A 14101-nucleotide genomic window follows, 5' to 3' on the forward strand; every position below is an offset into this window, starting at 1 on the left:
ATTTTAGCCTTATGAAAAAGAACCGGTTGAATTTCAGGATAAATCACGCCTTATTCGCGCTGGTTGCAGGTATTGCTTTTTTCAGTTATTCCTGTACAAAAGATTCGGACAATGAACCGATACGCGAATACGTGGTTCAGCAAACCAAGATTCTCAACTACCCGTTAGCTTCAATCCAGGTGCTTGTTGCCGGCCAGATGGCATCCTATCCTGAAGCCGCAGAAATTGTAAATCATATAAATTACGGTGTTGACGTTTACAGGGTCAATTATAAAACGCATTACGGAGATTCCTTAGTAACAGCAAGCGGGTTGGTTTGCATACCCGATGTTAAGGGTTCTTTTCCTGTTATGAGCTTTCAGAATGGCACGAATGCATCCCATGCAGATGCTCCCACTGTTAATCCAACTGATCCGGGTTATGTTATCATGCAGTTTATGGCGAGTAATGGATACGCTGTCCTGATGACGGATTACATTGGTTTTGATGCTTCAGCCAATATTGTGCACCCTTACTATCAAAGAGAGTGTACTAACAATGCAGTGATCGACCTGATACATGCCTACAATGAGCTGAGTGAAGCTGGTGATATAAAATCAACACCAAACGACAGTCTTTTTCTCCTTGGTTATTCGCAGGGTGGCGAAGCAACTATTTCAGCCACTGAGAAAATTGAACATGATTCCCCTCTCAATATGGATGTTATCGCGGTTTCAGCAGGTGCAGGGGCTTATGATCTGATGGCTTTCACCGATTATGTGCTTGCACAGGAAAGTTTTCCTGCTCCTATGTATTTTCCGTATTTTATTTATTCGCATCAGCAGTTCGGAACCATTACAAGCCCACTGAGCCTGTTTTTTAAAGAACCCTATTCAACCCAGATACCGGGCCTTTTTGACGGATCACACACGAATGGCGACATTAATGAAAGTCTGCCCAATCCTATTGCTGATTTGCTCACACCGGAACTGATTCAAAATTTCGAAACCGGTGATGCATTTGAAGAATTGAGGAATGAATTGACTTCATCCAGCATCCATGGCTGGAAAACAAATTTACGCATACAGTTATACCATGGAACAGCCGATGATAATGTACCCCCCGATCAGTCGCTTAACCTTTATAATGAATTCATTACAGCAGGTTCAAACACTGAAGATGTAAAGCACTTTACATTGGAAGGTCTCGGGCATGGAGCCGGTCTGATGCCATGGGGAATAGGCACGGTGAACTGGTTTAATTCTTTACGATAATTTTTCAGGTATATGGAAATGCTTCAGCAATATACTCACCGAAGGTACAATGCCCTTACAGGTGACTGGGTACTTGTAGCGCCACACCGTACAAAAAGGCCCTGGCAGGGACAACAGGAAGAAAACCAGCAGAAACAACCTGTTCAGTATGATCCTCAGTGTTACCTGTGCCCAGGAAACACGAGGGCAAACGGCGAGAAAAATCCGGACTACAGATCAACTTATACCTTCGTAAACGACTTCAGTTCCCTCATCGACAGTGTTCCAGATTTTGAAACTAACACTGAAGAATTACTTGTCGCCCGCTCGGAAAAAGGTATCTGTAAAGTGGTATGTTTCTCACCACGCCATGATCTTACACTGGCTGAAATGTCCGTTTCAGAAATTGAACCGGTTATCAGGATATGGCGTGAGGAATATAAAAACCTTGGAGAACTCCCTTTCATCAATTACGTCCAGATTTTTGAAAACCGTGGTGAGATCATGGGCGCCAGCAACCCCCACCCTCACGGCCAAATATGGTCACAGACCACCATACCTGTTGAACCCGCTAAAGAGCAGGAGCAACAAAGAAAATACCTTGCAAAGAATCAATCGGTTCTTTTATTGGATTACCTGAATATTGAGTTGGAAAAGAAGGAACGGATCATTCATGAGAATGCGGGATTTGTTGTTCTGGTTCCTTTCTGGGCAGTTTGGCCGTATGAAACCATGATCCTTCCGAAAAGAAAAATCAGGAGCCTTCTCGATTTTACACCCGCAGAAGTAAGCCAACTTGCCGATGCACTGAAAATACTGACAGTTAAATACGATAATCTCTTCAAAATATCATTTCCTTATTCAGCCGGAATTCACCAGTCGCCCACCGACGGTGTGGAACATCCCGAATGGCAGTTCCATATGCATTTCTATCCGCCTCTGCTCAGGTCGGCTACTATTAAAAAATTTATGGTAGGATATGAAATGCTTGGCAATCCCCAGCGCGATATCACTGCAGAAACCAGTGCACAGATATTGAGGGATTTGCCGGTTGTGCATTGGAAGGCTTGAAAAAACCTGACAGCGTCCGGAGGACCTGTCAGCGTTATTTCTTCAGTTGATTAACGTTTAAAAAAACGCTGACAGGTCTTCGACGCTGTCAGGTTTTTTACAAAAAATTCTTATTCAGAAACTCCTGGAATTTATCTTTAAATTGATCACTTACCGGAATGTAGGTTTTACCGAATATGATCCGGCTGCGTTCAATTGTATCAATTTTTCCGAGGTTTACTATAAATGACCTGTGGACTCGCATGAACTTTGATTCCGGTAGCTTGGTTTCAAGAAGTTTCAAGGAGGTCAACGACAACACAGGCTTCGGATCACCTGAAACATAAACCTTCACATAGTCTTTCAATCCTTCGATATATAAAATGTCTGAGAAATTAATCCTCCGGATTTTGTATTCCGATTTAAGAAAAAGGAATTCATTGTTGGCTTCGACCTGCGTCATTTCTCCTTTCTGCTCAAGACCAATCAACCGCAAAGCTTTTTGAGCAGCTTTAAAGAATTCCTCATAGCTGAAAGGCTTCAGAAGGTAATCGATAACGTCGAGTTTAAAACCTTCGAGCGCATATTTTTCATAGGCCGTTGTAAAAATTACCTTGGGCCCTTTCGATATAGCTTTCGTGAATTCGATTCCCGTCAGGTCAGGCATCTGTATATCAAGGAAAATCAGGTCAACCTGTTCATTGTTCATAAACTCGAACGCATCAAGCGGATTGTCAAATTTTCCGATCAGTTCAAGTCCCGGAGTTTTTTCAATATAACCGGCAACCAGCTGAAGGGCCAGGGGTTCATCATCTATAGCAATAGTCCTGATCATCATTTCAAGCCAGGTTAATTAAAACGCTTACCCTGAAAACAGATTGTTGTTTTTCTATTTTAAGTTCGTGCCTGCCAGGAAAAAGAAGTCCCAGCCTCTTTTTGAGATTATCAAGTCCTATTCCTGTAGCTCCGTTAATATCCGTTTCGGGACGGGCAACCAGGCTGTTCTCACATATGAAGGTAATCATTTCCTTTGATACATCCATTTTAATGTCGATGAAAGATTTTTCCCTGTAACTGATGCCGTGCTTGAACGCATTTTCAATGATCGAGATAAAGAGCAAAGGAGGAATTGAAATGTTTTCGTAGGTCTCAGGAAATGAGATATTCAGCGATACTTTCTCCGACAACCTGAGCCGCATAAGGGCAACATAGTTATTCATGAACTCGATCTCATTGCTGAGTCGGGTTTCTCCCTGCTCCGATTCATACAGAAGGTAGCGCATCATTTTAGAAAGTTTCAGCACTGCCTCCTGTGAATCTTCGGTATTGATACTGATTAATGAGTAAATATTGTTAAGGGTATTGAAAAAGAAATGGGGACTGATCTGGTTCTTTAAAAAGGCAAGCTCTGAATTCAGCTTTTCTTTCTCAAGTTCCTTCTGTCTTTTCTCAATTTCTGAATTTCTCTCAAGCGCTTTTAATCCGAATGCAAAGACAGTAAAAACAAGGGCATTGAACGCAAAATTATAGATACCCATAGGTCCGAACGGTAGCCGGAGAATTCTCCTTTTTCCGTCAGGCATATGATCCTCGCGCTGCTCAATCCTGTCCTCCCTTGCTTCACGATCCGGTTCGTTACGCCGCATTTTTTCAAATATGAGATTGCTTGAAACAAGAGATAAAAAGAATATTGCGGCAACAAGAAGAAAAGCAGATGAATAATATTTAACCCGCTTATTTTTCAGGAAAAATTTCGGAATGAGCACAAGGTAATTCACATAGAAGATCATGCCATTGACTGCAATGATCAGATAAAAGGTCCATATAAATTCTTTGGGAAGATTCCACCTGAAGAAATTATAGAAAGGAAGACCTATCATTATTGCCCATGCTGCAAAGTGCAGCAGCAACTTCATGCCTTTACCCTGCATTCTCTTTTTCATACTCTAAATATAATTATTCATAACGTAATGCATCAATCGGATTCAAATTCGATGCTTTTTTGGCGGGATACCACCCAAAGAACACCCCGATTGCAAAACAAACAACAAATGCGAGTATCACGGACTGTGTTTGAACATATGATTTAATTGACATTAGTGATCCGCCGCCTTTTGCCAGCAGGTAGCCGAAAAGGATTCCTATTATGCCTCCCAGGATGCTGAGTATAATGGATTCAACAAGGAACTGCATCAGGATATCCCGGCTACGTCCACCGATCGACATACGAAGTCCTATTTCACGTGTTCTTTCAGTCACTGAAACAAACATAATGTTCATGATGCCGATTCCGCCAACCAGCAGGGAAATGCAGGCGATAGCCCCAAGAAGGTAAGTCATGCTGTCCATTATGGACGAAAAGGTATTCATCAGTTCGCTCTGAGACATGACACGAAAATCGTTTTCATCAGAATCCTTTAATTTATGGGTCCTGCGTAAGATTTCCTCTACTTCAGCCTTTGCATCTGCTGATTTTTCCTCACTCACCGCAGATGCATTGATACCATTAATATAATCAATGGCTGCCAGCCGGCGTTGAACCGTTGTATAAGGCGCAACGATCAGGTCATCCTGATCTTGTCCCATCCCGCTCTCGCCTTTATCCTCGAAAAGCCCGATGACCTGGAAAGGAATGTTTTTAATCCTTAAGGAAAGTCCGATGGGATCGGCATTTACACCAAAAAGATTTTCCTTCACGGTTTGTCCGATAATACAAACCTTCGCCATACTTTTAACTTCCTGTTCACTAAAACTCCTGCCTGATTCAATAATCAGTTTCTTAATACCCATGTATTCCTGACTGACACCGTAAACAGTGGTTTGTGTATTCTGATTACCATAAATCACCTGTCCATTTGCCCTGATCTCGGGAGATACAGCTGAAACGGAGGTTGCTTCATTGCGGATGGCGATTACATCTGCCATTTTCATAACGTTGGAACTGGACGCTCCGAGGCTTACTCCGGCTCTTCGCTGGAAGTTTGGCATTACCATAATCATATTGGTTCCCATTTTCGACATCTCTTCACGCATATTTCGCTTGGAACCCTCTCCCAAAGCGAGCATGGCTATAACAGAAGCAATGCCGATTATGATACCGAGCATAGTCAGTATAGCCCTGAGCTTATTGCGGATCAGGGCTCTGATTGCCACTATAAATAAATTGGTTAAGTGCATTTGAATGTACTTTTAATTGTCTGATTCGTCAAAATTTTCAACCGGAAGGCTTTTAAGCACTTCTTTTGCGTAAGACCTTTCGGTCACCATGTTCTCTTTTACTATGTGACCGTCACGAAAAACCACATTCCGTGTGGCAAATTTTGCTATATCCGGCTCATGGGTTACATAAACTATTGTTCTTCCCCTTTCATTAAGATCCTGGAATAACTCCATGATTTCAAACGAGGTGTGTGTATCCAGGTTTCCGGTGGGTTCGTCCGCCAGTATCATTACCGGGTCATTAACAAGTGACCGTGCAATGGCAACCCTTTGTTGTTGTCCGCCGGACAACTGGTTAGGCATGTGATGCATACGGGAAGAAAGTCCGACTGCTTCAAGTGCGGCAATAGCCCGTTCTCTTCTTTCCTTTGATTTTACTTTAGGATTATAGAAAAGCGGAAGCTCAACATTTTCAAGGGCTGTAGTCCTGGGAAGCAGGTTGTACGCCTGGAAAACAAATCCGAGCTTCTGATTTCTCAGTCTTGCCAGGTCATCGCGGTTCAACGTTTTTATATTTACGCCATCAAGGAAATAATCGCCTTTTGTGGGGATGTCAAGACAGCCCAGGATATTCAGCATAGTTGACTTACCCGATCCACTTACACCCATTACAGCAACAAATTCACCTTCCTCAATCTTCATGTCAACGCCCCTGAGTGCATGAACAGTCACCTCACCCACAATATAATCTTTCCTGAGGCCCTTAATTTCTATGATTGTTTTATTCATACTTTTTATTTTATAAAATCAGGATCAGAACGGGAATGGTCCCCTGTTTTGGTTCTGAGTTGATTTTGTTGTGATACCGGGGCCACTCATGGATGTAATCACTTCGTCGCCTTCTTTCAGTCCGGATAGAATTTCAACAAACGTTCCGTTATCAATTCCGGTTTTTATAGGATTGGGCCTGATACCGCCTTTGCCGTCTTTTATCCATACCATCTTTGAACCATCGGGCATTTTTCCGCCAAAACCACCCTGTGGCATAGCAGGCATGTTGCCTGAACCGGCTTGCATGGCACCCGAACCCATAGGAGCCTGCACGGGACCATTTGAGGGTGATGCACCCGGCGCACCCGGGAATGCGCCTTTCGGCATATTTTTAGCCATTTTGGCAAACTGTTTTTGCATATAAGCCTGATCTGGTGTAAAACGAGTGGCTTTTCCTGAAATCATAAGGGTGCTGTCTTTCTCTTCGACATAAATAGTTGCATTGGCTGTCATTCCCGGCATGAGCTTTTTTTCAGGATTTGGTGCGCTCAGAATAACTGCATAGGTAACCACATTATTCGTTGTGGTAGGTTGTAACCTGACTTCAGATACGCTGCCTTCAAATTTCCGGTCGGGGTAGGCATCAACTGTAAATTCCACCCTTTGTCCCTTCAGTACATTTCCGATGTCAGCCTCGCTTACACTGGTTTCAACTTCCATCTGGGTAAGGTCGTTCACAATGGTAAAAAGGGTTGGTGTATTGAAGCTTGCTGCCACTGTCTGGCCTTCTTCAATGGCACGGTTCAGAACCACGCCGTCAATAGGTGAGTAAATTTCAGCGTAATTCAGGTTAACCTTTGTGCGTTCGAATGCTGATGTGGCATTCTTCACGGCAGCCTGGGCATTCTGGTAATTATACAGCGCCTGGTCATAATCGGACTGGGCAACAAGCTGTTTTTCATAAAGGGCCTTCAGGCGGTTGAATGTAGCTTCCTCGTAAGTTAACTGCGCCCTGGCCTGGTCGAGTGTGGCCCTGCTCTGGTCGAGCTGTGCCTGCAATTGTTTTTTATCGATTAACGCCATGATCTGGCCTTTTTTTACGTGATCATTGAAGTCGACAAATACTTTGTCAATGATTCCGGAAACCTGTGTACCTACATCAACCGAAGTGACTGCTTCAATGGTTCCGGTAGCCGTAACCACATTGGATATCTTTCCTTTTTCAACTTTAACTGTATCAAAAGTATATTCGGCGTCTTTCTTGCCCGGTTTTATAATCAGAAAGACAACCACCGCCAGGATCACTATGATACTTATGATCAACACTTTCTTTTTCATGGTATATTTATTTAAATGCAATTATTTTTCTATTTACAGGGTTAATGGAATGCCAAGATAAAAATCAAGGATCTTGTAACTGAAGATCAGGTTGTATTTCGACTGCAACAGCTGGCTTTCAGCTACAATCAGGTTGGTTTTCGACACCAGGTAATCAACTGAATTGATCAGTCCCTGCTTGAACTTTTCATCTGACAATAATGAAGATTCACTTGTGGCATTGTAATTTTCAACATTAGCCTGGTATTGAGTCTGCGCTGAAAGTACGTCCTGGCAGGCCTGTTCAATGTTTTTTCGCAACTGGTTGCGGGTGTCTATTTCGTTTAATTCAGCAGTCTGGTATCCGATTTTTGCCAGGGCAACACTTGTTTTTACCTGTTTTTTCTGGTAAATAGGTATTGCCAGGGTGAGTCCGGCCGAAGGTGAAAAATCATCCTTTAGCTGGCTGAAATAGGCATCGCTTGTATTTCCGTCATTTGCCAGGCTATAAGCGGCATTTGATCCGAAACCCGCACTGGCCGACAAACTGGGCATGTAACCGGCTTTTGCGATTTTTTCATCAAGCAAGGCCAGTTCTTTATTAATGGCAGCACTTTTGATCTGGGGCTTAATAGCCAGGGCTGTGTCATAAACTGACTGAACAATGGGAGCACGTTGCTGATCGAGTGAGGCTGCAAGATCTGGCTGTGCCACTTCGAAGTTTTCGGTAACAGGAAGCTCCATAAGCTGCATCAGATTTACTTTTGCAATTGCCAACTGGCTGATGGCATTAGCGAGATTCAGCTTTTCACTGGCAAGCTGTGATTTAACCTGGGCATAATCAGCCTGGGAAATGATCTTCACTCTTAACCTCTCCTGCGCGAGGTTAACCTGGCTTGTAGTTGATTCGATCTGCTTTTCTGAATTCTTCACCTGTTCTTCGGCATACAGTACCTGCAGGAAGGCGTTCAGAATATTCAGACTGATCGATTCCTTAGTTGTCTCCAGGGTATATTTTCCATTTTCAATATCAAGTTGAGACTGCTTGATCTGGTTGGTTATCCTGGAACCATTAAAAACAGTGACACCCGAATTCACAGAATAACTCGAAGAAGTGTTACCGCTCAATCCGGTGCCGGCCAATGGTTTGTTCCAGTTAAAATTCTGGCTGAATGATGCATTCAGATTTGGCATCCTTTGAGCTCTTGCCTGTTCGGCCTGAAACTCAAGCGACTGATTATTCAGATTCGTTTTTCTTACTGTAATGTTCTGTTCGAGAGCATAATTAATGCAATCTTCCAGCGTCCATACTTTGTCCTGTCCCATTATCATGGACGGAAATCCCAGGAGAGCGATCCAGATAATGATGATGTAATTCTTCATAATTTTAATATTTTGTGATAAAAGTACGTACAGAAAATACCGTTGTTAATATGAAATAGAAGAACTGCCCTTTTTCCCCGATTAAGGACCTTATTTCCGATACTAATCGGCAGCCGATAACTTAAGTATTGATATTTTTCTTAAACTTGCATTATGAAGTGGGTTGATAATTTCAAAACATCAGTAGGGCAACGCATTCTCAATGGTTATCAGAAGACTTCAGATCGTTTGCCTTCCTTTTGCAACATCAGTGATGCAAACAATATCGGGATCATTTACAATGCAACCGAATATGTAAGTTTTGAAATTATCCGCAATCTGGTTAAAGACCTGGTGCATGATTCAAAGAAAATTTCGGTTCTTGGATATGTAGACAGCAAGGACCTGATTGACAATTATCTTTACAGGAAAGGCTTTGATTTCTTCTCAAGAAATGAGTTGAACTGGTACAGAAAACCGGAGTCTCCCGCTGTAGCCGAATTTATCAAAGAGCCTTTTGATTTACTGATTAATCTTAGCCTCGAAGATCATTACCCCATTCAATATATAACCACACTTTCACCTGCAAAATTTAAAGCGGGAAGATACAGCCCTTCCGATACCTGTCTTGACCTGATGATCGATATTGAGAAAGAAAAACAGGCTATGCGAAATATTCAAAAAGAGATTGACAGTGTTCGGGATCATAAAGATGAAGACAATGAACTGGAGGCGGATATTGAAAAGAAAACCGAAACTGAGATCCAGTTAAATTTCCTGATCAACCAGCTTTTACATTACCTTTCGATTTTAAAAAAGTAAATAACTAATGGACCCGAAGAAGTTTTTAGGTACAGGTGTAGCCATAGTCACGCCTTTCAGAAAAGATGGCAGCGTTGATTTCAAATCATTGGGCAAGTTGCTGGATCATATTATAAAAGGCGGGGTCAATTATGTTGTTGCGTTAGGCTCAACAGGTGAATCCGTTACTCTATCCAAAGATGAAAAAAAGGCTGTTGTTAATTTTGTAATTGATTCCGCAGCAGGAAAAATTCCTGTTGTAGTGGGTATTGGCGGTAACAATACAAACGAAGTGCTCGATACGATTAATCACACCGATTTTACAGGAGTTGATGCCATACTATCGGTTTCACCTTACTATAACAAACCGTCACAACAAGGATTATACCTGCATTTCAAGGCCATCGCAAATTGCAGTCCTGTTCCTGTAATCGTTTACAACGTACCGGGACGAACAGGCTCGAATATTTCGGCAGAGACCACTGTAAAGCTGGCTTCAGAATGTAAATCGATCATTGCGACCAAAGAGGCTTCCGGTAACCTTTCACAGGTCATGCAGATTATCCATACCAAACCGAAGGGATTCCTTGTAATTTCAGGGGATGACGCTCTTGCCCTTCCTATTATGGCGGTGGGTGGTTCAGGTGTGATTTCGGTATCCGCAAATGCTTATCCGGCTGAAATGTCAGCTATGATTCAGCATGCGTTAAAAGGAGACTACAATAAAGCCTGTGCCATTCATTATAAATTGCTGGAGATTACCAATGCATTGTTTGAAGAAGGAAATCCATCAGGTATAAAGGCATTGCTCGAAACCATGAAAATTTGCCAGAATAACCTGAGGCTACCGTTGGCTCCTGTTAGCGAGAAGCTTTTCAGCAAGATTGAATTATTGGCGAAGAAAGTCAGGTAGATTCCTTAATTGCCCCGGCCTTCAGGCCGGGGGAAAACAATACACACAGTTACTTACCGGGCTTTAGCCCATTCCGGCCTGTGGTCGCACGCTACAGATGCAGGTATTAATAATAGTCCCCGGCCTGAAGGCCGGGGCAATTCAATTATGTTCTCTCCGCTACCTGTGCACCGTGGCAATGCTTATATTTCTTTCCGCTGCCGCAGGGACAGGGATCATTTCTCCCGACTTTCTTTTCTACCCTTACCGGTTGCACATGTTCTTCTTTTTTGGCACCATCAGGCTGTCCGCTGCCATCGGGTTTATACTCCTGCTTATTGGCAGCAAGCTGGCTGAAATCGGTTCTGCGCGGAGCCTGTGCTTTCTGAACTTCACTGGCATCGCGGATTGGCAGCTGTCCACGGAGCAATATGCTTGATACTTCACGGTTGATCTTGTCGATCATTGTGCGGAAAAGTTCGAAAGATTCAAATTTATAAATCAGCAACGGATCTTTCTGCTCATATGTGGCCGTACGAACAGATTGCCTTAAGTCATCAAGTTCCCGCAGGTGTTCTTTCCAGGCTTCATCGATTGTTGTGAGAATAATTGATTTTTCAAACGACCTGCTTAACTCTTCGGCATTTGATTTATTTGCTTTTTCAAGATTGGTAAGAACGTTGTAAACCCTTGTTCCGTCGGTTATCGGGACCACGATATTTTCATACACTTTGCCCTGTTTCTCATACACATCGCGGATAACAGGCAATGCCTGCCTTACGATATTGGCCTGTTTGCGCTGGTATGTTTCACGGACAGTCTTATATATCCGTTCGGTAAGTTCTTCAGGGGATAACTGGGAGTATTCTTTGGGAGTTACAGGTGGTTCAACAGACAACTGTCGAAGCACGCTGATCTTGAACTCATCAAAATCACCATTACCCTGCATCTGAGTCACAACACTTTCACAAACATCATACATCATATTGGCCACATCAACCTGGATGCGTTCCCCGTACAACGCATGCCTGCGCTTGGTGTAAATTACCTCGCGCTGCGAATTCATCACATCGTCATATTCAAGAAGGTGCTTACGGATTCCGAAGTTGTTTTCTTCAACCTTCTTTTGGGCTCTTTCGATAGACTGCGTAATCAGCTTTGCCTGTATGGGTTCGTTTTCGTTCCATCCCATTTTGGCCATCCATCCGGCAATTCGGTCGGATGCAAAGAGTCGCATCAGGTCATCCTCTAACGAAACATAGAATTGAGACGATCCCGGGTCGCCCTGTCGTCCTGCTCGACCTCTCAACTGCCTGTCAACGCGGCGTGATTCATGTCTTTCCGTACCAATGATGGCAAGTCCCCCTGCTTTTCTCACTTCCTCGCTCAGCTTGATATCCGTACCACGGCCGGCCATGTTGGTGGCTATTGTAACGGTACCTGATTTACCGGCTTCAGCAACAATTTCTGCTTCACGCTGGTGCAGTTTTGCATTCAGCACATTATGCTTTATACCTTTCATGCGGAGCATCTTGCTCAGCAATTCAGATATTTCAACTGAGGTTGTACCTACAAGGGATGGACGTCCCTGGTTGTGCAGGTTTACGATCTCGTCAATAACGGCATTGTATTTTTCACGTTTGGTGCGGTAAATCAAATCCTCACGATCTTCACGGACTACAGGCCGGTGGGTTGGAATAACCACCACATCAAGCTTATAAATATTCCATAACTCGCCTGCTTCCGTTTCAGCTGTACCAGTCATACCGGCAAGCTTGTGATACATTCTGAAATAATTCTGAAGTGTAATGGTTGCAAATGTCTGGGTCGCAGCTTCCACCTTCACCTTTTCTTTGGCTTCGATAGCCTGGTGAAGACCCTCGGAATACCTTCTTCCTTCAAGGATACGGCCGGTTTGCTCATCCACTATCTTAACCTTGTTATCCATCACCACGTAGTCGACATCGCGTTCAAACATGGTGTAGGCTTTCAGAAGCTGGTTTACTGTATGAATACGGTCTGATTTAATAGCATAATCGGCAAGAAGTTTATCCTTGAAAGTCAGCTTTTCCTCAGCATTGAGGTTTCCTTTTTCAAGTTCTGCAATTTCGCTGCCTATATCAGGCATTACAAAAAAGTTGGGATCAGCAGCCGTTCCTGTAATCAGGTCAGTTCCCTTTTCAGTAAGTTCAACTGTATTTTGTTTTTCATCAATTATGAAGAACAGATCATCAGTAACTACATGCATGTTTTTGCTGTTTTCCTGCATGTAGTAATTTTCGGTTTTAAGAACAAGGGCTTTATTTCCCTGTTCACTCATGAACTTAATAAGGGGCTTGTATTTGGGAAGACCTTTGAACGACTGTAAAAGTTTATATCCGCCTTCATCATTTTTTCCTTCAGCAAGCAATTTTTTTCCCTCTGCCAAAAGATTAGTAACAAGGTTCCTCTGGGCAGTTACCAGTTTTTCAACCTGCGGTTTGAACTCATCAAACGACTGATCATCACCTTTAGGAATCGGACCTGATATAATTAACGGTGTACGGGCATCGTCAATCAACACAGAGTCAACCTCATCCACGATGGCATAATGATGCTTGCGCTGTACCAGATCATTGGGAGTGTTGGCCATGTTATCACGCAGGTAGTCGAAACCGAATTCATTATTGGTTCCGTAAGTAATATCAGCCAGGTAAGCCTTTCTCCTGCTGTCAGAATTCGGCGTATGCTTGTCAATGCAATCAACAGACAGCCCGTGGAATTCGAAGATAGGGCCCATCCATTCGGAGTCGCGCTTGGACAGGTAATCGTTCACTGTAACAATATGAACGCCCCTGCCGGCAAGGGCATTAAGAAATACAGGCAAGGTAGCTACAAGAGTTTTTCCTTCACCTGTAGCCATTTCAGAGATCTTTCCCTGGTGAAGAACCACCCCGCCGATCAGCTGCTGGTCATAATGAACCATATCCCATGTTATTGGGTTACCTCCTGCCAGCCAGGTATTCATGTACCGTGCCTTATCCCCTTCTATTTTAACGCTGTTTCGCTGAGAGGCCAGCAGTTTATCCATATCAGTGGCCGTAACTTCAAGGTACTGGTTTTCCTTAAACCTCCTGGCCGTTTCCTTCACAATGGAAAAGGCGACTGGCAGAACTTCATTTAAGGAATTCTCTATATCGCTAATAATCTCTTTTTCTATTTTATCTATTTCATGGTAAGCATCTTCCATTTTCTCCACATCCAGGTCACCTGCTTCGATCTGGTCCCGTAGATCCCGGATCTGTTCTTCCTGCTCTTTAACCGAATTCCTGACATAATCTTTTATTTCAAGGGTTTTGGACCTCAATTCGTCATTCGATAATTTTTCAATTCCGGCATAGGCTTCACGAATCTTATCCAGCACAGGCAATATTTCTTTAATATCCCTTTGTGATTTACTTCCGAAGAACTTACTAAGAAAACTGTTTAAAGCCATTTTTGTAATTTTATAAATCAATATATACACCTGTGAAAGCCA

Annotated in this window: 11 protein-coding genes; 4 read left to right on the forward strand and 7 right to left on the reverse strand. The window is 43.1% G+C overall.

The genetic code is table 11. The features are described 5' to 3' along the window. Nucleotides 1-11: 11 nt before the first annotated feature. Together VK179_03110 and VK179_03115 are read left to right on the forward strand one after the other, a co-directional pair. Nucleotides 12-1253 (forward strand): lipase family protein, encoded by a 1242-nt coding sequence (locus tag VK179_03110; GenBank protein HLO57701.1) that lies wholly within the window; start codon nt 12-14, stop codon nt 1251-1253. A 12-nt stretch (nt 1254-1265) separates the two neighbouring features. Continuing rightward, on the forward strand, nt 1266-2303 hold the full coding sequence (locus VK179_03115) for a UDP-glucose--hexose-1-phosphate uridylyltransferase (GenBank protein HLO57702.1): 1038 nt from the start codon (nt 1266-1268) through the stop codon (nt 2301-2303). 97 nt (nt 2304-2400) lie between these two features. Here VK179_03115 and VK179_03120 read toward each other — a convergent pair whose 3' ends face one another. From VK179_03120 to VK179_03145, 6 genes are read right to left on the reverse strand one after another with little or no spacing between them, the layout of a single operon-like run. Beyond that, complete coding sequence (locus VK179_03120; protein HLO57703.1) at nt 2401-3120, reverse strand: LytTR family DNA-binding domain-containing protein; 720 nt, start codon at nt 3118-3120, stop codon at nt 2401-2403. Between the two features lies 1 nt (nt 3121). Then, nucleotides 3122-4225, reverse strand: coding sequence for a histidine kinase (locus VK179_03125; protein ID HLO57704.1), 1104 nt, complete (start codon nt 4223-4225; stop codon nt 3122-3124). A 13-nt stretch (nt 4226-4238) separates the two neighbouring features. Beyond that, the gene (locus tag VK179_03130) at nt 4239-5459 is read right to left on the reverse strand and encodes an ABC transporter permease (GenBank protein ID HLO57705.1); all 1221 of its coding nucleotides are present in this window, start codon (nt 5457-5459) and stop codon (nt 4239-4241) included. Nucleotides 5460-5471: 12 nt separating this feature from the next. Further along, on the reverse strand, nt 5472-6230 hold the full coding sequence (locus VK179_03135; GenBank protein HLO57706.1) for an ABC transporter ATP-binding protein: 759 nt from the start codon (nt 6228-6230) through the stop codon (nt 5472-5474). A 24-nt stretch (nt 6231-6254) separates the two neighbouring features. After that, a complete protein-coding gene (locus tag VK179_03140) occupies nt 6255-7550 on the reverse strand; it encodes an efflux RND transporter periplasmic adaptor subunit (protein ID HLO57707.1) in 1296 nt (431 codons plus the stop codon). A 33-nt stretch (nt 7551-7583) separates the two neighbouring features. Further along, nucleotides 7584-8912, reverse strand: coding sequence for a TolC family protein (locus tag VK179_03145; GenBank protein ID HLO57708.1), 1329 nt, complete (start codon nt 8910-8912; stop codon nt 7584-7586). A gap of 153 nt (nt 8913-9065) precedes the next feature. On the opposite strand from VK179_03145, the gene VK179_03150 reads away from it, so the two are divergent. Further along, entirely contained in the window at nt 9066-9713 is a 648-nt protein-coding gene (locus VK179_03150; protein HLO57709.1) for a hypothetical protein, read from the forward strand. A 7-nt stretch (nt 9714-9720) separates the two neighbouring features. Then, nucleotides 9721-10605 (forward strand): 4-hydroxy-tetrahydrodipicolinate synthase, encoded by an 885-nt coding sequence (gene dapA / locus VK179_03155; protein ID HLO57710.1) that lies wholly within the window; start codon nt 9721-9723, stop codon nt 10603-10605. A gap of 145 nt (nt 10606-10750) precedes the next feature. On the opposite strand, the gene secA is transcribed toward dapA, so the two are convergent. Continuing rightward, nucleotides 10751-14059, reverse strand: coding sequence for a preprotein translocase subunit SecA (secA, locus tag VK179_03160; protein HLO57711.1), 3309 nt, complete (start codon nt 14057-14059; stop codon nt 10751-10753). Nucleotides 14060-14101: the final 42 nt, after the last annotated feature.

This window comes from Bacteroidales bacterium, from assembly GCA_035299085.1.
Taxonomy (GTDB): Bacteria; Bacteroidota; Bacteroidia; order Bacteroidales; family UBA10428; genus UBA5072.